18 protein-coding genes, 1 tRNA gene and 1 pseudogene are annotated in these 21,674 nt (G+C 74.3%); 8 read left to right on the forward strand and 12 right to left on the reverse strand.

The features are described from left to right. Positions 1-913 (reverse strand): hypothetical protein (locus tag ACFVS0_RS04635; RefSeq protein WP_430587298.1); only part of this gene is annotated, 913 nt, incomplete at its 3' end. A gap of 93 nt (positions 914-1,006) precedes the next feature. Next, the gene (locus ACFVS0_RS04640) at positions 1,007-1,648 is read right to left on the reverse strand and encodes a GNAT family N-acetyltransferase (protein ID WP_430548709.1); all 642 of its coding nucleotides are present in this window, start codon (positions 1,646-1,648) and stop codon (positions 1,007-1,009) included. Positions 1,649-1,759: 111 nt separating this feature from the next. Between ACFVS0_RS04640 and ACFVS0_RS04645 the strand changes: the two genes are divergently transcribed. Then, entirely contained in the window at positions 1,760-2,425 is a 666-nt protein-coding gene (locus ACFVS0_RS04645; protein ID WP_430587299.1) for a 5-formyltetrahydrofolate cyclo-ligase, read from the forward strand. Positions 2,426-2,429: 4 nt separating this feature from the next. Here the strand turns inward: ACFVS0_RS04645 and ACFVS0_RS04650 are convergent, their stop codons facing one another. Beyond that, positions 2,430-2,981, reverse strand: coding sequence for a CGNR zinc finger domain-containing protein (locus ACFVS0_RS04650; RefSeq protein ID WP_430587300.1), 552 nt, complete (start codon positions 2,979-2,981; stop codon positions 2,430-2,432). Between the two features lie 140 nt (positions 2,982-3,121). Between ACFVS0_RS04650 and ACFVS0_RS04655 the strand changes: the two genes are divergently transcribed. Continuing rightward, positions 3,122-3,565: a VOC family protein gene (locus ACFVS0_RS04655; protein WP_430548706.1), complete on the forward strand. Its 444-nt coding sequence runs from the start codon at positions 3,122-3,124 to the stop codon at positions 3,563-3,565. Between the two features lie 34 nt (positions 3,566-3,599). Beyond that, the gene (locus tag ACFVS0_RS04660) at positions 3,600-4,046 is read left to right on the forward strand and encodes a hypothetical protein (protein ID WP_430587301.1); all 447 of its coding nucleotides are present in this window, start codon (positions 3,600-3,602) and stop codon (positions 4,044-4,046) included. A 37-nt stretch (positions 4,047-4,083) separates the two neighbouring features. Here ACFVS0_RS04660 and ACFVS0_RS04665 read toward each other — a convergent pair whose 3' ends face one another. Further along, entirely contained in the window at positions 4,084-6,819 is a 2,736-nt protein-coding gene (locus ACFVS0_RS04665; protein WP_430587302.1) for a penicillin acylase family protein, read from the reverse strand. Between the two features lie 104 nt (positions 6,820-6,923). Between ACFVS0_RS04665 and ACFVS0_RS04670 the strand changes: the two are divergent. Continuing rightward, a pseudogene (locus tag ACFVS0_RS04670) lies at positions 6,924-7,064 on the forward strand (FmdB family zinc ribbon protein); the annotation flags it as partial. Positions 7,065-7,078: 14 nt separating this feature from the next. Here the strand turns inward: ACFVS0_RS04670 and ACFVS0_RS04675 are convergent. After that, complete coding sequence (locus ACFVS0_RS04675) at positions 7,079-7,270, reverse strand: hypothetical protein (protein WP_430587344.1); 192 nt, start codon at positions 7,268-7,270, stop codon at positions 7,079-7,081. A gap of 148 nt (positions 7,271-7,418) precedes the next feature. Here ACFVS0_RS04675 and cpaB point away from each other — a divergent pair, with 148 nt between their 5' ends. Together cpaB and mscL are read left to right on the forward strand one after the other, a co-directional pair. Continuing rightward, the gene (gene cpaB, locus ACFVS0_RS04680) at positions 7,419-8,189 is read left to right on the forward strand and encodes a Flp pilus assembly protein CpaB (protein WP_430564165.1); all 771 of its coding nucleotides are present in this window, start codon (positions 7,419-7,421) and stop codon (positions 8,187-8,189) included. 111 nt (positions 8,190-8,300) lie between these two features. Next, positions 8,301-8,723: a large conductance mechanosensitive channel protein MscL gene (gene mscL, locus ACFVS0_RS04685; RefSeq protein ID WP_430548701.1), complete on the forward strand. Its 423-nt coding sequence runs from the start codon at positions 8,301-8,303 to the stop codon at positions 8,721-8,723. Positions 8,724-8,796: 73 nt separating this feature from the next. On the opposite strand, the gene ACFVS0_RS04690 is transcribed toward mscL, so the two are convergent. After that, positions 8,797-9,003, reverse strand: coding sequence for a hypothetical protein (locus ACFVS0_RS04690; protein ID WP_430564166.1), 207 nt, complete (start codon positions 9,001-9,003; stop codon positions 8,797-8,799). Positions 9,004-9,068: 65 nt separating this feature from the next. Continuing rightward, entirely contained in the window at positions 9,069-13,754 is a 4,686-nt protein-coding gene (locus ACFVS0_RS04695; protein WP_430587303.1) for a hypothetical protein, read from the reverse strand. 327 nt (positions 13,755-14,081) lie between these two features. Here ACFVS0_RS04695 and ACFVS0_RS04700 point away from each other — a divergent pair, with 327 nt between their 5' ends. Then, positions 14,082-15,326: an MFS transporter gene (locus tag ACFVS0_RS04700; protein ID WP_430587304.1), complete on the forward strand. Its 1,245-nt coding sequence runs from the start codon at positions 14,082-14,084 to the stop codon at positions 15,324-15,326. On the opposite strand, the gene ACFVS0_RS04705 is transcribed toward ACFVS0_RS04700, so the two are convergent. The 5 genes from ACFVS0_RS04705 to ACFVS0_RS04725 all read right to left on the reverse strand — a co-directional run bounded on the left by ACFVS0_RS04705 (position 15,327) and on the right by ACFVS0_RS04725 (position 20,309). After that, on the reverse strand, positions 15,327-15,851 hold the full coding sequence (locus tag ACFVS0_RS04705; RefSeq protein ID WP_430587305.1) for a DinB family protein: 525 nt from the start codon (positions 15,849-15,851) through the stop codon (positions 15,327-15,329). It lies immediately after the preceding gene. A 35-nt stretch (positions 15,852-15,886) separates the two neighbouring features. Continuing rightward, the gene (locus tag ACFVS0_RS04710) at positions 15,887-17,236 is read right to left on the reverse strand and encodes a hypothetical protein (protein WP_430564133.1); all 1,350 of its coding nucleotides are present in this window, start codon (positions 17,234-17,236) and stop codon (positions 15,887-15,889) included. 191 nt (positions 17,237-17,427) lie between these two features. Next, on the reverse strand, positions 17,428-18,855 hold the full coding sequence (locus tag ACFVS0_RS04715; protein WP_430587306.1) for an RNA-guided endonuclease TnpB family protein: 1,428 nt from the start codon (positions 18,853-18,855) through the stop codon (positions 17,428-17,430). Between the two features lie 67 nt (positions 18,856-18,922). Next, positions 18,923-18,995, reverse strand: a tRNA-Arg gene (locus ACFVS0_RS04720). An 84-nt stretch (positions 18,996-19,079) separates the two neighbouring features. Beyond that, entirely contained in the window at positions 19,080-20,309 is a 1,230-nt protein-coding gene (locus ACFVS0_RS04725) for an ROK family protein (RefSeq protein WP_430587307.1), read from the reverse strand. Between the two features lie 67 nt (positions 20,310-20,376). Between ACFVS0_RS04725 and xylA the strand changes: the two genes are divergently transcribed. Further along, positions 20,377-21,543 (forward strand): xylose isomerase, encoded by a 1,167-nt coding sequence (gene xylA / locus ACFVS0_RS04730; protein ID WP_430587308.1) that lies wholly within the window; start codon positions 20,377-20,379, stop codon positions 21,541-21,543. The last annotated feature ends 131 nt before the right edge of the window (positions 21,544-21,674 follow it).

A 21,674-nucleotide genomic window follows, 5' to 3' on the forward strand; every position in this document is an offset into this window, starting at 1 on the left:
GCTCCGGCGTCGCCGCCGGCTCGTCGGCGCGGACGTCGAAGACGAGGCGCTCCGACGACGCGGCGGCGCGGCGGACCGTGGCCGGCTCGGGCTCCGCGCTCTCCTCGCCACGGGCGTCGGCGGCAGGGACGGTCGCGCGCGGGCCCGGGGAGGCGGGCTCCGTGCGCCGCGTCGCCCGCGGGGAGGTGCGGGCGGCGGGCTGGTCGGCGGGCGCCGCCACGCGCGGGATGAGCTGCGTGTGCGTCGCCGACGGGCGCACCGCGTGGCCCGTCACCCGGGGGCGGTTGCGCGGCGCGTGCGGCCCGCCGTTCGCGAGCGCCCGTGCCTCGGTCGCCTGCCGCTGGGCGGCCTTGCGCTCCGCGACCCACCGCGCGTCGGCACGCCGGGCCTGCAGCACCGCGACCCGGCCCAGCACCAGCACGACGAGCAGCAGCGCGGTGGGCGCGGCCCCGGCGTACCAGCCGACCAGGCCGAGGCCGACGACGACCCAGCCGCCGATCGTGACAAGGAGCAGGAGGACGGTCAGCAGGAGCCGACGGCGCGCCCTCGCGGCGCGCTGCTCGAGCAGGGCGAGGCGGGACTCGCGCGGTCGATCGCCCTGCCCTGTGGCGCGCGGGGCCGTCAGGGCACGCGACGCGCCCCCGTCGTCGTCCAGACCCATCGGTCGCTCCCCTCGTCCGCCCTCCGACGACGTGCCGGGCACCAGCAGCGGCGTCGCGCCGCCGGTCGGGGTCGTCACCCCGCGCGTGCCGCCCGCACCCGCCACCGCCAGCACCCGGAGCCCGCCGGAGAACCTGTCCTCCACCCGCGCGTCCTGCAGCTGCTGGCGGTGCCGCACCCGGTGCGGCACCCAGAAGCCCAGCCACAGGACGAACAGCGCGAGCACCGCGAGTCCTGCCGCCGACGTTTCCACGTCACGACGGTAGGGGACGCGACGACGCCGCGGACGCACGCCGTCGCGGCGTGTCCGTGGTCGGGTCGCGGGTCCGGGACCCGCGCGACGGTGTCAGTCGCCGTCGCGCACCTGCTGCCAGCGGGCCAGGAGGCCCTCCGGCACGTCCTCGGTGGTGAGGGCGAAGGTGCGGTGGTCACGCCACCGGCCCTGGATGTGCAGGTAGCGCTCGCGCACGCCCTCGTCGCGGAACCCGAGCTTCTCCACGACCCGCAGGCTCGGGGCGTTCTCGGGGCGGATGTTGATCTCGATGCGGTGCAGCCCGAGCATCGCGAGGCAGTAGTCGCCCGCCATCGCGACCGACGTCGGGATCACGCCGCGGCCCGCGACGTCGCGCGACACCCAGTACCCGATGCTCGCGGAGCACAGGGAGCCGTAGACGATCTGGGACACGGTGAGCTGCCCGACCAGGGCGCCGTCGAGCTCGACGGCGAACGGCAGCGTCGTCCCGGCGCGCGCCTGCGCGGACAGCGCGCGCAGGTAGTCGCCGAACGTCGACGCGGCGGGCCGCTCCCCCGGCGAGGTCGCCTCCCACGGCTCGAGCCAGCTCGCGTTCGCCGACCGCAGGCGCAGCCACTCGGGGCCGTCCTTGCGGCGCAGCGGGCGCAGCACGACGGTGCCCGAGGGCCCGTCCTCGCGCAGCGTGACCGGCCAGGGCCGGGACACGGCCCATCCCCGGGCGAGCTTGTGCGTCATGCCACCTCGTTCCGTCCCGACGCTCCACCCCTGCCCGCGGGCCGGAGCCGTTCTGTGCGTCTCCGGCGCGCGCCGGGAACTCCCCGGACGGGACCCTGCCACAATGGCCCCATGCACGGCGACCGCAACGGATCGAGAGCACACCAGCCCTACCCCGTCGTCGCCGGGATGGAGGCTGCGGACGCCAAGGAGGAGCTCCGACGGGCCATCCGCGCGCACCGCGCCGAGCGCTCCCCGCGCCTGCGGGACGAGGCCGCGCACGCCTTCGCCGAGGTCCTCGCCACGGTGCCCGCCGTCCGCGACGCCGCGGTCGTCGCCACCTACGTCTCGCGTCCCACGGAACCGGGCACGCACGTCCTGCTGGAGCGGCTCGCCGCGCGCGGCGCCCGGGTGCTCCTGCCCGTGCTCGGCGCGGGCCTGGCCCGCGACTGGGCCGAGTACACCGGCCCCGACGACCTGCTCGAGCGCGCCCCGGGACGGCCGCCCGAGCCGAGCGGACCCGCCCTCGGAGCCGAGGCCATCACCCAGGCCGACGTCGTCGTGGCACCCGCCCTCGCCGTCGACGACCGCGGTGTCCGCCTCGGCCAGGGCGGCGGCTGGTACGACCGGCTGCTGAAGATCCGCCGCCCGGGCGTGCCCGTCGTCGCGCTCGTCTTCCCCGAGGAGCTCTACGACTCCGCCACCCAGCCGCTGCCCGCGGAGGAGCACGACGTGCCCGTGCACGCCGTCGTCACCCCGGACGGCTGGCGGGAGCTTCCCGCCGTCGGCGAGGCCTGACGGTTCAGGCGTCCACGCCCGCGCGCCGGCGCGCACGGTAGGCCGCCGCCTTCATCCGGCTGCCGCAGGTGGCCATCGAGCACCACTCGCGGCGCCGCCCGCGGGAGTGGTCGAGGTAGACCTGCGTGCACTCCGGCCGCCCGCACTCGCGCAGCAGCGCGGCCGCGTCCCCGCCCACGATCTCGACGGCCTCGCGCGCGAGCTGGGACAGCACCTGTGCGGCGCTGCCGACCCGGGACCATCCCGCCTCCGTCAGCACGGGGGTGAGCGGAGGGTGCGCGGCGTACCGGTTGACCGTCCCGACCGCCTCGGCGGGCAGGGGGCGGTCCAGCAGGCGCGCCCGGACCAGCGCGTAGATCGCCTCGCGCAGCTCGACGGCGTGCCGCAGGTCGCCCGCGTCCGACGCCGGGGCGCCGTCCAGCAGGCCCGATTCCACGCACCAGGCGTCGAGGTCGGCGACGGACGCGAGCTTCTCGGTGGGCTCGTCGTTGCGGCGCGCGCGGAGCGTGCCGACGAAGTCCAGCGCCGGCGTGCCGCAGGGGAAGGCATGGATCACGTCACCATCCTGGCCGGTGACGAGATGGGCCCGCAAGTCGAGCACGGCGTGATCATCACCACTTTGACAGGTGACGCGACCGAGAGCAGAGTCGTCACCAGTCAGACCGGTAACGCCGGTCGCCGAACCGGAGGAACACCATGGAGCTCACGCTCGAGATCGTCGTCCTGCCCGTCTCCGACGTGGACCGGGCCAAGGACTTCTACACGGGGCTGGGTTTCCGGCTCGACGCCGACTTCCGCAGCGACCGCGGTCTGCGCGTCGTCCAGGTCACGCCCCCGGGCTCCGGGGCGTCGATCATCTTCGGCGAGCACCTCACCGACGCTGCCCCCGGCTCGCTCCAGGGCCTGCACTTGGTCACCACCGATATCGCCGCGGCCCGCGAGGAGCTCCGGGGCCGCGGCGCCGACGTGAGCGAGCTGTGGCACGACGCCGACGGCGTCTTCCACTGGGCCGGGGACGCCCACCGCGTGCCCGGGCCGCACCCGGCTGCGGACAGCTACGCCACCTACGCGTCGTTCGCCGACCCGGACGGCAACGGCTGGGTGCTCCAGCAGGTCGTGACCCGCGCGCCGGGCCGCTGACACCAGCCGCAGCCGAGAACCAGGAGATCCGACCATGACCACCGCACCCCGCCTCGACCGCGCCGACCGGGACGCGCTCGACCGATTCCGCGAGGCCGACCGCCGGGCCGGCCGGAGCCTCTCGCCGGCGGTCGTCGACGCGTTCGAGCGCCTCACGCCTCGTCAGCTCGACGCCCTCCTCGCGGCCGACGGCAGCACCGGCGACAGCAGCCGCGACACCTCGGAGGGGGGTCGGGCCGACGACCCGTCCGGCCCGCACGGCCTCGTGCGCCGCTGGCTGCGCGGCCCGGGCCGCACGGCCGTGGCGCTCGGGGTGGCGTTCGTCGCAGCGACCGCGACCGCCGTCATCGGCATCACGCTGCTCGAGGACTCCGCGACCCCGCCGGCCGCGGCATCGGGACAGGTCACCGACGCCCGCGACCTGGCGCAACAGCTGTCGTGGGCCGACGCCTACGGCGAGGCCTTCGCGGACGACTTCTGACCCCGGCGCCGCGGTCAGGGCCCCGCCGCGGGGCGGGTCAGGGGACGAGCGTCGTGCGCGTCTCCGCCGCCTCCTCGACCGCCTCGCGGGTGAAGGGCCACGCGAACGTCTTCCCCGCGGCCCAGTCGTCGAGCTGGTCGTCGTAGTGCGACGACGCCGGGTGGCCGGACACCCCGGTGACGGTCACCCACGTCGACGCGTCCAGGTCGGCCAGGTCCACCACCATCCGCATGGACGGGCCGGTCGTCACGGCGAAGCTGCCCGTGCCGGCGTCCCACCCCGTGGCGTTGACGATGGACGAGCCGCCGGGCATCCGCACCGGGTCGGGGTTGACGAGGTCGCGCACCAGGGCGGGCACGCCCTCGCCGCCGATCACCGGGTGCTCGAGCTGCAGCGTGTGCAGCGTGCCCCAGTCCCAGTCGGTCGGCTCCTTCGACAGCTCGACCGTGAGGTCGCGGCGCGCGCTGGTCAGGGCGCGCGTGAGGATCTCGTCGCGCGACTCGACGACGTTCGCCGTCGTGCGGTCGTCCCAGAACGCGTCCTCGGACCGGTCGAGCATCGACTTCACCACCAGGAGCCACTGCGACCCGCCGTCGGGACGCATGCTCGGGGGCAGGTCGTCCCAGAACGCCTCCTGCAGGAGGTTGCGCCACACCGCGGCGAAGTACGCGGCCGCCGGGGAGTCCGCGTCCATCCGGTAGTCCCAGTCCGCGAGCAGGTCCTGCCCCGCCGCGACGTAGGAGTCGTCGAGGTCGATGTCGAGCAGCGTGGGCACCAGGGCCTCCGCGAACGCCGACCAGTCGTCGTTCTGGATGCGGTTCATGTCCTCGGCCGTGAACGGCCTGCCGGCCGCGATCTGCTGCGAGAGCAGCGTGCGGATGCGCTCCGAGCGGTACCCGTAGTCCCAGTCGTCCGCGAGGTACGGGCGCGTCCCGTCGCGCAGCACGGCCTGGTTGGCCGCGACGACGAAGCCCTCCTCGGGGTCGAGGGCGCGGGGCATGTCGTCGGCGTCCACCCAGCCCTGCCAGTCATAGCGCGGGTCCCAGCCGGGCCGCGGCCAGGTGCCGTCCGACGGCACGGGGCCCTTCACCTCGGACCGGACCGGGATGCGGCCCGGCGCCTGGTACCCGATGTGCCCGTCCGTCGTGGCGAACACGATGCTCTGGGCCGGCACCTCGAACAGCGCGGCCGCGGCACGCACGTCGTCGGCGTCCTTCGCCGTGTCGAACGCGAAGACGGCGTCGGCCGTGCGGCCGGGCTGCAACGCCGTCCACTGCAGGGCGACGGCGTACTCGCCGAACTCCGTACCCTCCGAGGTCGGCGAGCCCACGACGTCGCCGACGTCGAGCACGTCCGAGACGATCGGGCCGTGCTCGGTGCTGCGGACCGTGAGGTCGACCGGGGTGCCGCCCGCGACCCGGATGGTCTCCTCGCGGGTGTCGAGCTGCTCCCACTGCTCCGCGCCGGCGTCCTTCAGCCACGTGTCGCCGCGCACCCGCTCGATGAAGAAGTCGGTGACGTCGGCGCCCATGTTGGTCAGGCCCCACGCGAGGTCGCCGTTGTGTCCGATGACCACGCCCGGGAAGCCCGCGAAGGAGAAGCCGGCGACGTCGAACGGGCACTCCGCGGAGACCTCGTTGCAGTGCAGGCCCACCTGGGACCAGATCCCGGGCGCGGACAGCGCGAGGTGCGGGTCGTTCGCGAGCATCGGCTCGCCCGACTCGGTGTGCTCCCCCGACACGACCCACGAGTTGGAGCCCGCCGCGTCGCCCCTGCCGACCAGCACCGGCACCGCCTCCAGCACGCTGCGCGTCGACTCGACGGCGGCGCCCAGCGCAGCGGTGGCCTCGCCACCGCCGCCCACCGCGCGGCCCGTGAGGGCCGACGTCAGCTCGGCGTCCGTCCCTGCGTCGGTCCCGTCGTCGGCCCCGGCGTCGTCACCCTGCTGCTGCGCCGCGGGGCGCTCGTTGGCCAGGTCGCGGTTGCGCAGCACCGGCCGGTTGCCGCTCTCCCCGTACGCCGGGAAGAGCTCGTCGACCAGGTCCGTCTCCCCCAGCGTGCTGTACGCCAGGGCGCGATCGAGCTCGCTGTCGTAGTTGCCGCGCAGGTCCCAGGCCATGGCCTTGAGCCAGGCGAGCGAGTCGACCGGGTCCCACGGCTCCGGCTCGGCGACGTCCACGCGCGCCCCGAGCACGGTGTACTCGACGCCGAGCTCCTCCGGGTCGCGGCTCTCGAGGTACGCGTTCACGCCCTGCGCGTAGGCCTGCAGGTAGTCGCGCGAGTCGTCCGAGATGAGGTGCCACTCCTGCTCGGCCACCTGCCGCCACCCGAACGTGCGGGTCACCTTGTCCGCCTCGATCGCCGCCGGGACGTCGCCGACCAGCTCGGCGAGGCGGCCGGACGTCACGTGGCGGCGGTAGTCCATCTCGAAGAAGCGGTCCTGCGCCTGCAGGTAGCCCTGGGCGCGGAACAGGTCCTCGGGGTTGTCCGCGTAGACCTGCGGCACGTCCTGGGCGTCGCGACGCACCTCGACGGCGGCGCTCAGACCTGGCACCTGCTGCGAGCCCTTGTGGTCCGGCAGCGGCCGGCGCAGCGTGACGACGGTGAAGACGGTGCCGGCCACGAGAGCCAGCACCACGACGACGGCGACACCGACGACGGCGCTGCGGAGCCGCGAGCGCCGGCGGGGTGCCTCCTCGGTCTCCGTCACGTCCTGGGAGGGGTCGGGGTCGGACGGGTTTCCGGGCTCTGCAGGGGTGACGGTCGCTGACACGCAGGCGAGACTACCGTCCGGCGTATGATTGGCACTCGCATCACCTGAGTGCCAGCATCCCGCCGTCCCGGCGAGGGTGCCGGCGTCCGCCCCGAGGAGATCACGTGCCCACCTATGCGTACCGGTGTGCCGACTGCGGCCACGCCTTCGACGTCCACCAGTCGTTCACGGACGACTCGCTGACCGTCTGCCCCGAGTGCGGCGGGACGCTGCGCAAGCAGTACGGCTCCGTGGGTGTGACGTTCAAGGGATCGGGCTTCTACCGCACCGACTCGCGCTCCGGGTCGGGCAAGGGCTCCAGCTCCTCCGGCAGCTCCTCCTCGGCGAGCAGCTCCACCGGCAGCTCGTCCGGCAAGGAGTCCTCGAGCGGCTCGTCCTCGACCAGCACGTCCTCGACCGGCACGTCGAGCTCGTCGAGCACCTCGTCGTCCGGGTCGTCCAGCACCTCCAAGGCCGCCTCCTCCTGACCGTCCGGCGGCACCCTGCCGACGACGCCGCCGCGGCGCTCCCGAGCATGGACGCTGCCCCCAGGCCGGCGTGGTCCACAGGCCTGCGCACCACGCCGACGCGCGGAGGCCGGGCGACCTAGCGTCGCCGGCATGCCGCTGCTCGACACGCTCCCCCGACCCGCCGCCCGCCGCGGCCCGGAACCACGGGCCGGGTCCGCGCGCCCGCCGGAGCCCGGCGGCCCGGGAGGACGACGCCGGGCCGCGCGCCGGCTGCGGTCCGTCCTCTGGCGAGCCCGCTTCGTGCTCGCCGCCGCGTGCTGCGGCCTCGCGGCCGCCGCCGTCGTGCAGGCCGTGCGGCCGGCCCCGCCGCCCACGCTGGACGTCGTCGTCCCCGCCCGCGCACTCCCCGCGGGCGAACCCGTCGCCGCCGCGGACCTCACCACGGTCGCCGTGGACGTCGCCCTCGCCCCCGACGGCGTCGCCACGGACCCCGCCGAGCTCGTCGGGCGCACTCCGGTGACCGCGCTGCCCGCCGGGCTCCCCCTCCACCTCGGGCTGCTGCCCGGTGGCGGCGTGGTCGCGCAGGCCCCGCGGGGGACCGTCGTGGTTCCCGTACGGCTGGAGGACACCGCGGCGGGCTGGCTGCGTCCGGGCGACCGCGTCGACCTGGTCCTGACCGGCGAGGCCGCGCGGGCCTCCGGCACCGGCGACACCGACCCGGACGACGCCTACCTCGCGCGGCGGGCGCTCGTCCTGCCGCAGCCGGACGCCGTCGAGCCGACCGACGGCGGCCTGCTGTCGGGCGCGACCAGGACGCCCCAGGGCGCCGACGTCACCCTCGTGGCGGTGACCGAGGACGAGGCCCCAGGGCTGTCCGCCGCCTCCGGGTGGGGCACCGTCGGAGCGGTGCTCGTGCGGTGACACGACGACCCCTGACGTTGCAGCCCGCCGCATCCCCCGCGAGAATCGGCGACCGTCAGTCCACGCCTGGTTCGCCCGGGCACACACCACAGGGGGAATCACGTGAAGGGCATGCTCGCAGGCTTCAAGGAATTCATCATGCGCGGGAGCGTCGTCGACCTCGCCGTCGGCATCATCATCGGCAGCGCGTTCACGGCCGTCGTGACGGCGATGGTCGACAACATCCTCAACCCGATCATCGGCGCGATCTTCGGCAAGCCCGACCTGACCAACCTCTGGGACATCACGCTGCGCGGCCCGCACGACGGCATCGGCGCCTCGGTGCTGTCGGTCGGCGGCTTCCTCGACGCCGTCCTCAGCTTCCTCATCGTCGCGGCGGCGCTGTACTTCGCCATCGTGATGCCGCTGAACAAGCTCGCCGAGCGCCGCGCGCGCGGCCAGGAGGTCGAGCCGGAGCCGCTGGCGCAGGACACCGTCCTGCTGCAGGAGATCCGCGACCTGCTCGCCGCGCAGTCCGGCCGCTCGCAGTACTGACCCCCGCGATACCGCCACGCGCCGCCGGCCGAGCCTGTCGAGACCTCGTCTCCGGGCCCGACCGGCGGCGTCGTCAGCGTCGGCCCCAGTGCGGCGGCACGTCGCGCAGCAGGCGGTCGTCGTTGTCGTCGTGACCGCCACGGTCGTCCGCGGTCTCGCCCGGCACCGTCTCCCGCTCGGTGCCCTGCCGGACCACGCGGCGACGCACGCGCCTGCGCGGGACCGCCGCGTCCGTCGGGCCGCCGGTCTCGGGATGCGGCTGGTCGGAGGATTCGCTCACCCGACCATTGTCGGGCATCGCCCGTCGGCCGCCGTCGGCCGCCGTCGTCCGCCGGAGGCGGGCGGTCAGGCGTCGGGACGCGACCCGCGGTCCGTCCCGGCGTCGGCATCCGTCTCGGTGTCGGCGTCGGTGTCTGAGTCGGTGTCGACGTCGGCGTCTGTGTGGGCGTCGGTGTGCACGGCGTCGGGGCCCGCGTCGATGTCCTCCGGCCCGCCCTCGCCCTGGCTCGCGTCGCCCTCAGCCACGACACCCTCGGCCAGGTCACCTTCGGGCACGTCGCTCACTGCCACGTCGCTCACGGCCTCGGCACCCTGGCGCTCCGAGGGCTCGTGCTCCGAGGGCTCGTGCTCCGGGGCCTCGTCGCGCGACGCCTCGACGCCGTCGACCGACACACCCTCCGTGACGACGTCCTCCGCCGAGACCTCCGGGGCGACCTCGACGACGACGTCGGGCGGGACGCCGAGGTCGGCGGGCGGCTCGTCCTCGTCCGGCAGCACCGGGACGACGACCTCGCGCGGGGGCACGACGCCGCCCGCGGTGCCGATCCGTTCGTCGCGCACGCGCTGCACGAGGCGGCGCACGCGGTCGGCCTCGCCGTCGGGGTCGAGGAACGCGGCGGCGGACCAGACCTGGGTGACGACCCAACCCAGGCGCTCCAGCCGTTCCGCGAGCTGCCGGTCGCGCACCCGCACGGACGGCTCCGCGACGTACGCGGCGTCGTCGGTGAGCACGGCGACGAGCAGCTCGCCCGGCAGGTCGGGGTGCCCCACGACCAGCGGGATGCGGTCGCCGTCCGGGGCGCCGTAGTCGGTCTCGACGAGGTAGCCGAGCTTCCACAGCCGCTCGCCGAGGTCGACGAGCAGCCGGTCGGGCGCGCGACCCACGTCGACGCCGTTGCCGAGCCGCACCTGGTCGGCGACGCCGGACCGGCGCTCGGCCAGCTCCAGCGCCTCGACGAGCAGCCGGGGGCCGGCACTGCGCAGGCGCTCGGGGTCCAGCGCGTCGGCGGTGAAGCAGGACACGACGTGCAGCCGCTTGCGGGTGGCGCCCAGCGCGCCGACCAGCATGGCCTCGCCCCCGGCCTCGCCGAGCACGCCGAAGCGGTGCAGCACACGGCCGTGCGGCGTGCGGCCGAAGCCGACCGACAGCAGCACGGTGTCGCGCGACAGCCCCGCCACCCCGGTGATGTCCGCGACGACGACGGGCTCGGGCCGCGAGCCCGAGAAGAACGCCGCCAGCGCGGGGTTCGACCGCACCTCGGCCAGGAGCGCCTCGCGCACCCGGTCCGCGTGCGCGGCCGTCACGGTGACGATCGCGAACGTCTCCTCCGGTCGGGTCAGGGCGTGCTCGATCGACACCTCGACCACGCGGTCGACCTCGGCCTGCGTGCTCTCGACGCTGCCGGAGACCGGGTCCGGCATGCCGGTGCCCTCCACGACGTCCAGGTGCACCAGCGACTCGGCGCGCGGCAGCGGCGCCGGCCGCAGCAGCCCCTCGTAGCCGTGCGCGGCGAGCAGACGGGTGAGCTCCGGGTCGCGGCTGTGCTCGTGCGGCTGCAGCGTCACCGTGGGCAGCAGCGCGGACAGCTCGTGCACGCTGGAGCCCGACGCCGACCGCGGGTCGCCCACGACCACGACCTGCCGCCCGCGCGCCAGCGCCGGCACCACGACCTCGGTGGGCACGTGCTGCACGGCGTCGAGGATCACGACGTCGGCGGTGCGGTGCTCCGGCAGCAGGTGCGGCACCAGGGTGGGGGTCGCGACCAGCGCGGGCCGGAGGCGGCGGAGGATGTCGCCGTGCCGCTCCGCGAGGTCGCGCAGCGTCGTCATCCGGCCCTCGATGAGCTCCGTGAAGAGGGCCTCGGCAGAGTCCCGGTCCTCCCGCATCGCCGACCCGAGGTGCGCCCGGGCGGCGACCCGCACCGGCTGGGACAGCGCGGCGAGGTGCTCACGGTCGAGGTCGCGGAAGCGGCGGGCGAGCGCGTCGAGCCCGACGCCGTCCTGACCGGCGAGCACCGGGTCGGCGGCGAGCAGCTGCTCGAAGACGGACGACCACCAGGCGAGCTCGAGCTCCGCGGCGACGAGGTCGCCGGGCACGCGCCGGTCGGTGAGGTCGTCCACGAGGTCGCCCACGCCCGCGGACCGCGCCGCGCGCAGCAGGCTGGTCCGCTCGGGCAGCACGGTCAGCGCGTCCGAGTCGCCCGCGAGCCGCTGCAGCCGCTCGGCGAGGCCGTCGAGGTCGAGGTCCAGCAGGTGGCCGCCCAGGGTGGTCGACGCCAGCACCGGCTCGAGCGCCTCGAGGTCGATGCGCACGGCCTCGTAGGTGTCCTCGATGGAGGCCAGCCCCTCGGGGAGCGTCGGCCAGCCGCCGCGCTGCGCGTGCTCGGCCCAGACGTCGCGCTGCTCCTGCACCTGCACCAGCGCCTCGTGCAGGTTCGGCACCCGGACGCCGGGCCGCACCATGTCCTTGGCGCGCTTGCGCAGCCGGCGGCGCGCGAACCAGCCCATCTCGATGCCGTGCTCCGCGCGCCAGCGCCGCGACGCGGTCGCCTGCACGAGGTCGGCCGCCGTCCGCTCGAAGACCATCGGGTGGAACAGGTCGAGCGTGCTGCGCATGCCGCCGAGCATCGCGAGCTGCTCGCCCCAGCCGCGCACCGTCGTCGGCGTCGTCAGACCGGTGACCTCGCCCGTGTACGCGAGCTGGCGGCGCAGCTGGGGCAGGGTGACGTCGCGCAGCCGCTCGACGCGCACCAGCGTCTGCCGCGCGTCGTCGTCGGAGAGCAGCTGAGCCCCGTACCAGGGGGTCGACGACGGCCGCAGGGTGAACGCGCCCAGCGCCGCGGCCCGCTCCAGGCCGGCGGCGATCTCGCGGCGGCGCTCCGGCAGCAGCGCGAGCACCGACTCCGAGGCGAGCCGCACGGTGGTGGACGGCGCAGGCCGCTCGGCGGTGAGGCGCGCGAGCGCCTGCAGCGCGTCGTACGCGGACACCTGCCAGGGGGAGCGCGGCTGGTGCAGCGCCTCGATGTAGCCGGTGAGCTGGGAGCGGGTGCCGATCAGCGCGTCGCGGACGCGCGCGGCGCCGTCCACGTCGACCTGCTCCGGCTCGCTCGCCATCGCGGACAGCAGCCGGCGGGTCACGTCCTCGCGCCAGGTCGGGTGCGGCGGCACGTCGAGCAAGAGGCTCTCCAGGCCGAGGGACTCCAGCCGCAGCGCGAGCCGGTCCGCGGCGCGGCGGTGGCCCGTCACGTAGAGCACGGAGCGGCCCGCGGCGGTCGCCTCGCCGACGACGGCCGCGAGCGTGCCCGCGACGTCGGAGCCGACGGGCGCGTCGACGAACAGGTGGCCACCCGTGGCCAGGGCGTCCAGGACGGAGCGCTGCTGCGGGTCGAGGTCGCCCACGCCGCGTTCGCGCGTCGGGTCCGCGTCGCCCCGGCGCACGGCGGGGAGCTCCAGCGCGGACAGCCGCTGCGCCGCGTCGTCCACGCCGGCGAGCGCCGCGACCACCTCGTGCCGGTGCAGCGACGGCGCGAGCTGGTCGAGGTCGTCCACCAGCGCCTGCCCCGGGTGCACGAAGGTGCCGACGAGCACGCGCCGGTCGAGCTCGAAGTCGTCCAGCACGGCCTCGCCCAGCGCCGCCACGCGCGCCAGCACGTCCGTCGGGTCGAAGCCGGCGAGCGTGAAGGTCGCCTTGGCCAGCGCCGCCGGGTCGAGCAGCGCCCCGTGCGCGCGCAGCGTGCGCGCCACGACGGGGTTGATCTCGACCGTCGGCTCCAGCGTGAGGTCGTAGTCGGCGCCGCCGTCCCCGCGCGGGGTGAGCGTCACCGGCCGCAGCACCACGGGCGCGTGCACCACACGGCCGGCGGGCGCCGCGGCGTCGGGGTCCGAGGGCGTCGCGCGCGGCGCGGCGGCCGGCTCGCGGGCGGCCATCGACACGACGGGGATCGACGTCGTCAGCGCGGGCCCTTCGGCGTCCTGGTCCTCCGGTGCCGCGGGGCCCTCGGCGGTCGCGGGACCGCCGTCCTGGTCGGTCGACGACGCCGCGCCCGGTGCCGCACCGTGGGCGTCCGCGTCGCCGTTCCCGCGATCGGCGTCGTCGGCGGGGTCGCCGTCCGCGCCGGGGGCCGCCGCCGTGCCCGACGACGCCACCCGCGCGAGCGCCGCGACGTCGTGCCGCTGCGGTCCGCCACCGCCGAACGGGACCTCGGGCCCGTCGTCGTGCTCGGTCCAGGTGGCGACGCCGATCGCGAGGTAGGTGGGCGCGACGCCGTACCGCGACGCGTGCTCAGCCGCACGAGCCGCCACCGCCCGCGCCCGACGCCGCGCGGCGGGCAGCGCCTCGCCCTCGCGCACCAGGTTCGACAGCCGGGTCGGGCGCCCCGCGAAGAGCCCGGCGACCCCGTTCGGGTGCGCCTTCGAGAGGTCGACGATCGCCTCCCCGAGCAGGCCCACGTCGGACAGCGACGAGCCGCCCACCATCTCCACCAGGGACGCGCGCCAGCGGCGCGTGGCGGCCTCGACGGACGCCGCCGCCTCGGACGACGCGCTCGCGCGGCGGCCGTCGGTGCCGGGCGTCCCGGGTGGTCGCGGGGCCTGACGGTCGTCGCCTCCGCGCGCGGAGGCGTCGTCGGGGGTGTCGGCTCCCGTCGCCGGGCCGCCGTCCGCGCCCGTCCGCAGGGACGGGTCCGGCGCGGCGGGTGCCCCGGCAGAGGGGTCGACCGCGGTCGTGGCGGTGGATCGTCGGGCGGCTCTCACGCCAGCACGGTAGAACGGGCGGCCCCCGCGCCGGTGTCGGCGCGCCGAGGACCGCCGGAGCACGCGCCTCCGAGCGACCCGCAAGGGGGCGTGGAGGACGGGAGCGTGTTGACGCCCCCTCGGCGGGGGGTCCGAAGGGGCGTCGGGCCGGGCTCGGCCCGGCAAGGGACAGCGCGCACCGCGCAGGGGGCGGGCGATGCGCGCCGTCACCCGAGAGTGTGCCGCGCCGTCGTGACCTCGTCAATAAGGCACGGGGGCGAACCTTGCAAGCGGTCTGAGGAATATCAGAGGGCGTTCACCTGCCCCGGGCACCTAGGCTGGACGCCCGTGAGACGAGTGGTCGAGGCGGTGGCTCCCGCCCGCATGGGCATCGGGTTCCGGTGGCTGATGTCTGCGTCCTGGGTGAGCAACATCGGCGACGGCGTCGCCCTCGCCGCGGGCCCTCTCCTCGTCGCGTCGCAGACGAGCTCCGCCATGCTCGTCGCCCTCGCCGCGATGCTGCAGCGCCTGCCCTGGCTGGTGTTCGGCCTGTGGGCCGGCGTGCTCGCCGACCGCCTGGACCGGCGCCGCCTCGTCATCGTCGCCAACCTGCTGCGCGCCGTCGTCGTCGCCGCGCTCTGCGTGGTGATCGTGACCGGGCACGTGAACATCGGCGTGGTCCTGGCGGCGATGCTGCTCATGGGCGTGGCCGAGGTGTTCGCCGACACCACCTCGCAGACCCTGCTGCCCATGCTCGTGCGCCCCGCCGACCTGGGCATCGGCAACGCGCGGCTGCAGGCTGGGTTCCTCACCGCGAACCAGCTCGTCGGGCCCCCGCTGGGAGCGGCGCTCTTCGCCGCCGGCGCCGCGTGGCCGTTCGCCGCGCAGGTGCTGACCGTGCTCCTCGCGGTGCTCCTGGTGAGCAAGGTCGTGCTCACACCCGTGCCGCCCGCGCCCGACGCGAGGCTGGACGACGGCCGCCGCCGCGTGCGGCACGACATCTCCGAGGGCCTGCGGTGGATCTGGACCAACCCGCCCGTGCGCACCCTCGCGCTGGTGATCCTCGTCTTCAACGCCACGTGGGCCGCGCCGTGGGGCATCCTCGTGAAGTACTCGCTCGACTACCTGCACATGGGCCCCGTCGGGTACGGCCTGCTCACCACGGCCGCCGCCGTCGGCGGGCTGATCGGCACGTTCTCGTACGGCTCGCTCGAGCGGCGGTGGTCGCTCTCCGCCCTGATGAAGGTGTGCCTGACGCTCGAGGTGCTGTTCCACCTCGCCCTTGCCCTCGCGACGACCGGCTGGGCCGCGATGACGATCCTGTTCGTCTTCGGCGCCTACTCGTTCGTGTGGGGCACCGTGTCCAACACCGTGCGGCAGCGCGCCACGCCCACCCGCTTCCAGGGCCGCGTCGGGTCGGTCTACATGATGTGCGTGTTCGGCGGCATCGTCGTCGGCAACGCGATCGGCGGCGTGCTCGCCGAGCACTGGGGCCTCACCGCGCCCATGTGGTTCGGCTTCGTCGGCGCCGGGCTCACCCTGGTGCTCGTATGGCGCCAGCTCGCGCACATCGCGCACGCGCAGGCGGACTGACTACTCCCCCGTCGCGCCGTCGGCCAGCTCCCGGACGACGTCGAGGTGCCCTGCGTGCCGGGCGTACTCCTGCAGCACGTGGAAGCAGATCCACAGCAGCGTCGGCACCTCGCCGTCCGCCGTGAACCGCCCACCGACGGCGGCCCGCGCGGCGAGGTCATGGCTCGCCAGGATGTCGCGAGTCCGCACGCCGCCCGCGTGCAGGTCGGCGACCAGCTCGTCGCGGCTCACGTCGTCGAGCACGTGCCAGGGGCTCTCCGGGACGTCGTCGACGTTGTCGCCCCACGGGTGCGCGACCTGCTCGCCCAGGAAGCCCCAGACGAACCAGCGCCGCTCCATGTGCACCAGGTGCGTCAGCAGCTCCAGCGGCGTCCACCCCGACGGCAGCAGGCTGGTCCGCAGCTGCGCGTCCGTCATCCCGTCCAGCTTCCGCGCCACCACCGCGCGGTAGTAGTCGAGGTAGGCGGCGAACTGCTCGGCCGGTTTCGCGGAGTCCAGGCGCGGTTCGACGTCGGGGGAGGTCACAACGCTCAGCGTAGGCCCCCCTTCCGACGCGCCTATCAGTCGTGCTCGACGCCGTCCTGGGACGACAGCGACGTCGACACGAGCGGTTCACCGGCGCGGGCCTCGGCGTCGTCGTCGGGCACTGGCCTGACCTTTGGCGGCGCCGCCGACCACGCCTTGAGGTACTGCATCACATCGGCGTAGAACGCATCGACGACATCGAGGACGGAGTCGATGAACCCGCCCTGTCCTCGACCTCTCTTGGCTCCCATGGGCGCAGTCATCGCCACTCGGAACGAGCGCAGGTCTTTCTTGGGGTCGACGACGAGGCGCCCCGGGTCGTCGCGCACGTCACGCAGCAGCTCCGCCGCGCCAGATCCCCTGGCATGGGCGGCGAAGGCCTCCACCCGCACACCGTCCGGTGCGCTCCTGAGCTGTCGCACCAGCCATCGCACCCGAGTGGCGGGGCGGCCCTCGCGAGGCGCCTCCACGTCCACGTGGCAGGTGACCGTGCGCGCTCGCAGGTCCGCCGTCACCGTCAGGTTGCCGACGGTGTCGGGGATCCGGATGGCACCGCTCAGCATGCCGTCGCCCACCAATGAGGCCACCAGCGACTGCGTCCGCGCCCCGGGGTCCGCCTGCTCCTTGCGTGACACCACCGGCGCGACCTCTGCCCCGAGCGTGCGGCCCAGCTCCAGGCTCGCGAAGCGCAGCAATGCGTCGAACCGCGCGACCACGCCCTCCACGCCTTTGTCGTTCGCACGCAGCGTGCCGGCCCGCACCGCGTCTCGCACCGCGACCCAGCTCTCCCCCATGTCTTCGAACTCCAGCGCTCCCGACCTCGGGTGCTCGAGGTAGCGGACGAGCTCGCCGAGGATCCAGGCCTGGTCAGGGTCCGCGACACCGCGGAACTCCTTCTGCATCACCGCCTCCGCCAGCACCTTGGTCCACGACAGGTGGTGGAGCTCGACCTTCCGCAAGCGCCTCTTGTCGACCTTCGTGGGGTGCTGGCCGACCATCGGCGGGATCTCGTTCGAGATCGTGATGACGGCGTCGAACCCCTGCTGGCGCGCAATGTCCAGGTAGTTCTCGATCTGCTCGCGGCCCAACTCGTTCCGTCCGGTCTTGACCTCGATCAGCGCGGTCCACGACTTCTGTCCGCGACGCACCCGCACGAGTCCGTCAGGGTAGAGGCGCCTCTCACCGAGCAAGAACGGCACCTCGATGAAGGCCTCCACCGTCCCGGCAGGCGCGCCGAACGGCTTGGTCAGGGCACGACCGAACTCGCGCACCGCGACCATCACGGCGAGCAGCGCCGACGTCGCTCGGCGTTCCTGTTCCTCGGCGCCATTGATGCCCGACGTCGGGATCAGTCGCGCCTCGTGCCAGGGCTGTTCCTCGGTCATCACGCCAGCTCCGTTGCTGTCGACGGACTTTCCCGGACCGTAGCCCAGGGCTCCGAACGGGGCATCACGGAGCAGGCGGTCAGGGCCTACTTCACCCGGAACCTGCGACCCTCTCTTTGCAGCGTGCCAGCATCCTCGAACCTGCCGCCTGCGAGAACTGCTGTGCACCGCCCTTCTCGGGCGTCCTCCGCTCAGACCGGCAAGGCCCAGGCATCGGTTCCCACGTCACCTGGGCCCGTTTCACCGTCGCGGATGCGGCGGCCAGAGCGTTCCCATCGGTGGGCGTTGGTGTCCGGGCCCTCTGCGTGAAGGTCCCGGGCCCGGGCGTCCGCACCGTGGTGCAGCTCGGCCCAGACGGCGAGGTTGATCGCGGCATTGAGGTCGCGGTCGATCATCAGGCCGCAAGAGCGGCAGACGTAGGTCCGCAGGGCGACCCCGCCCATGTCCCGGATCGCCCCGCACCCGGAGCAGGTCTTGGTGGACGGAAACCAGCGGTCGGCGACCGCCAGCTCCCCACCACGCCACTCCTGTTTGTAGGCGATCTGGCGGCGGACGAGCCCCCAGCCGACGTCGTGAATCGCCTTCGCGAGGTTCGGGTTGCGTGCGAGCATCCCGCGGACGTCGAGGTGCTCGATGACCAACCGGGCGTGGTTCTTGACCAGCCGGTTCGAGACCTCGTGGGCGTACCGGCGACGGATCTCCGCCGTCCGGAAGTAGTAGCGGCCGAGCTTGTCCGCCGCCTTGCGACGGTTCCTCGACCCGCGCTTCTTGCGCGTGACCGCGCGGTGCAGGCGCCGCTGGCGCCGCGCGGTGGCGGTGAGCGTGCGGGGCCAGTCGTCGATGCGGTCGACCTCCGTGCCGTCGCTGCACGCTGCGACCGCCAGCGTCGTCAGACCGAGGTCGACACCGACCCACGGCGTGGTGGCGTCGGGTTCGGTGTGCCGACGCGCCGGGTGCAGGTCGGCAGCCTCGACGTTCAGCGAGACCCACCACCGGCCGCGTCCCCTGCTGACCGTGGCGAAGAGGACCCGCGCACGGCCGCCCGCCACCATGCGGCGGAGCCGACGCGTGTCCTCACGCACCCGGAGTACACCGATCCCAGGGATCCTTACGGACCTCGGATGACCTTCGCCGACGCGGATCGCCGGCTTCCCACCCTTGGGGAACTGGTTCCGGAGCCGGAACGACGGCCGTGCCGTCGCCTTCTTCTTGAAGCGGGGGTGAGCGACCGGCTCCCCGGCTCGCGTGCCCCGCCGCGACTCCGACCAGGCTGCGAGTCCGCGGCCGAGGTCGACGGCCGCCTCCTCGAAGACCTGTTGGAAGACCTCGCGTCGCCACGTCAGGCCCGTCTCGCACACCTCGGCGACGCCCTCGGAGTCGACGGCGAAGATCCGCCCGGCTGCCGCCGACTTCTTCCACCGGTTGAAGCCGTTGATGAGGTCATAACCGGTGCGCGGCACCTTGACCGTCGCGCCTGACTCCCTGGCGCTGCGCGCGTCGAAAACCATCCGCAGGCACTGGTTGTACGCGAACCGCGAGGCTCCGACGTGTCGCTCGAGCGCCCCGATCTGCTCGACCGTCGGATCGAGGCAGAACCGGAATGTCGCAAAGCGCGTCACGGGGGGGAACACTCCCGCACACCACTGACACGGGAATGAACATGCACCGGAATTCCCGGAGTTTCGGTGCCCGCGGCGCGACTCGAACGCGCGACCTACCGCTTAGGAGGCGGTTGCTCTATCCACTGAGCTACGCAGGCGCGGCCGCCGGAGGCAGCCGGTAGTCCAGACCTGAGGCCCCGACTAGCGCCCAAGCCTAGCGGCCCACGAACCCTCGACCGGAATCAGACCCAGCGCGCCGGGTCGGCGACCACCGACCGCAGCACCTCGCGCGCGCCACCGGTGAGGGCGGCGTGCGGTCCGGCGGCGGCGGGGCGCACGTCGACGGGCGCGAAGGGCGCGGCGAGGGCGCGCTCCTCGACGACCCCTTCGACGACGTGCCCGACCCAGCCGAACAGCTCGGCGTACGCGCCGCCGAGCACGATGGTGGAGACGTCGACGAGGTTGACGAACGTCGCGAGCGCGGCGCCGAGCGCCCGGCCGCCGCGGCGCACGGTAGCGAGGGCGGCGTCGTCGCCGGCGCGCAGCAGGTCGACGATCGCGTGCACGGGCGCCGACGACGGCAGGCCGGCGCCGCGCAGCAGCACCTCCTTGCCGGCGTACTGCTCGAGGCAGCCCGTGGCGCCGCAGGAGCAGCGCGGGCCGGCGGGGTCGACGACGACGTGCCCGATCTCGCCGTTCCAGCCCCGCTCCCCCAGGAACAGGTGCCGGTCGACGACGATCCCCGCGCCGACGCCGACGTCGCCGGAGACGTAGAGGAAGGACGAGGGCACGTCGCCGGCCAGCTCGGCGAGGGCGGCGAGCTTGGCCTCGTTCGCCACCTCGACGTCGAGCGCGCTCCCGTCGCCGGTCCGCAGGTCGAGCTCCGGCACGGGTTCGACCGACGACCAGCCCAGGTTGGGCGCCACCTCCAGCCGCGCGCCGCGCACGTCGACGAGCCCGGGCAGCGCGAGCCGCGCCCCGGCGACGCGCATGCCGCCGGCCTCGACCTCGGCGATCACCTCGGTGGCGATCGTCCGGAGCCGGCCGAGCACCTCGCGGGGGTCGGAGTCGTGCAGCGACCCGGTGACGACCCGTTCGGCGACGACGTCGCCCACGAGGTCGAGGGCGCGCGCGCCGAGGTAGTCGACGTTCACCTCGAGGCCGAGCCCGACGACGGACCGCCCGGCGGGCACGAGCGGCACGGCGGGGCGACCGGCGCGCTGGGCGGCGACGGGCGGTAGCTCGGCCACGAGCCCGCCGGCGACGAGCCGGTCGACGAGGGTCGAGACGGTGGCCCGGGTGAGCCCGGTGGCGGCGGCCACATCGGCGCGCGACGGTGGTGCAGAAGCCTCGAACACGGCCGCGGCGACGAGGCGCAGGTTCCGCTCGCGGAGGGTGTGTTGGCGCGACGCGGCCCCGCCGTCGGGCACGCGGGGCGCCGCTGCGGGCGTCGTCGTCGAGGTGGCTGGCACGTGTTGACTCTAGCCCAGCGACGCGCAATAGTTCAGCCGTACAACAAAACTCGACGAGGAGAGATCCGTGAGCGACATCAAGTACTCGTTCGGCCTGTGGACCGTCGGCTGGCCGGCGGCCGACCCGTTCGGCACCGCGACCCGCCCCGACCTGGACCCGGCGGAGTCCATCCGCAAGCTGGCCGACCTCGGCGCCTGGGGCTTCACGTTCCACGACAACGACGTCTTCCCGTTCGGCGCCGAGGGTGCCGACCGCCAGAAGCACATCGACTCGGTGAAGAAGGCCTCCGAGGAGACCGGCCTCGTCTGCGAGATGGTCACCACCAACACCTTCACGCACCCCATCTTCAAGGACGGCGCGTTCACCTCGAACAACCGCGAGGTGCGCCGCTACGGCCTGCGCAAGGTGCTGCGCAACGCGGACCTGGCCGCCGAGATGGGCGCCTCCACCTTCGTCATGTGGGGCGGCCGCGAGGGCACGGAGTACGACAACTCCAAGGACCTGCACGCCGCGCACGCCCGCTACGCCGAGGGCATCGACACCGTCGCCGCCTACATCAAGGAGAAGGGCTACGACCTGCGCATCGCGCTGGAGCCCAAGCCGAACGAGCCCCGCGGCGACATCTTCCTGCCGAGCATCGGCCACGCCATCGCCCTCATCGACACGCTCGACAACGGCGACATCGTGGGCCTCAACCCGGAGACGGGCCACGAGCAGATGGCCGGCCTCAACTACACGCACGGCCTCGCGCTGGCGCTGTACGCGGGCAAGCTCTTCCACATCGACCTCAACGGCCAGCACGGCCCGAAGTACGACCAGGACCTGGTCTTCGGTCACGGCGACCTGCTGAGCGCCTTCTTCACGGTCGACATGCTCGAGAACGGCTTCCCCAACGGCGGCCCGCGCTACGAGGGCCCGCGCCACTTCGACTACAAGCCCAGCCGCACCGAGTACCTCGACGGCGTGTGGGAGTCGGCCAAGGCGAACATGGAGACGTACGACATGCTCGCCGCCAAGGCGAAGGCGTACCGCGCCGACGCCGAGGTGCAGCAGGCGTTCGAGCACGCCGGCATCTTCGAGCTGGGCGAGCCCACCCTGGCCGCGGGCGAGTCGTTCGACGCCTTCCTCGCGGACCGCTCCGCCTACGAGGACGTCGACATCGACGCGGTCGCCGAGCGCGACTACGGTCTGGTGCGTCTGCACCAGCTCGCGCTGCGCCACCTCATCGGCTGACAACCCGTCGGTCGACCCTGCTGGTCGAGCCTGTCGAGACACGGTCTCGACCAGACCCCCCCACAAGGACACCAAGCCCGCGTCCCCCTCCCCCCCCGACACAACCCCCAAGAAACAACCACGCCCCTCCT

This window comes from Isoptericola sp. NPDC058082 (assembly GCF_042885055.1).
Classification (GTDB): domain Bacteria; phylum Actinomycetota; class Actinomycetes; order Actinomycetales; family Cellulomonadaceae; genus Isoptericola.

Coding starts and splice junctions, on each gene's coding strand:
- ACFVS0_RS04640 (WP_430548709.1), bottom strand. CDS start 1,648: ATGACGCACAAGCTCGCCCGGGGATGGGCCGTGTCCCGGCCCTGGCCG.
- ACFVS0_RS04645 (WP_430587299.1), top strand. CDS start 1,760: ATGCACGGCGACCGCAACGGATCGAGAGCACACCAGCCCTACCCCGTC.
- ACFVS0_RS04655 (WP_430548706.1), top strand. CDS start 3,122: ATGGAGCTCACGCTCGAGATCGTCGTCCTGCCCGTCTCCGACGTGGAC.
- ACFVS0_RS04660 (WP_430587301.1), top strand. CDS start 3,600: ATGACCACCGCACCCCGCCTCGACCGCGCCGACCGGGACGCGCTCGAC.
- cpaB (WP_430564165.1), top strand. CDS start 7,419: ATGCCGCTGCTCGACACGCTCCCCCGACCCGCCGCCCGCCGCGGCCCG.
- mscL (WP_430548701.1), top strand. CDS start 8,301: ATGCTCGCAGGCTTCAAGGAATTCATCATGCGCGGGAGCGTCGTCGAC.
- ACFVS0_RS04710 (WP_430564133.1), bottom strand. CDS start 17,236: ATGACCGAGGAACAGCCCTGGCACGAGGCGCGACTGATCCCGACGTCG.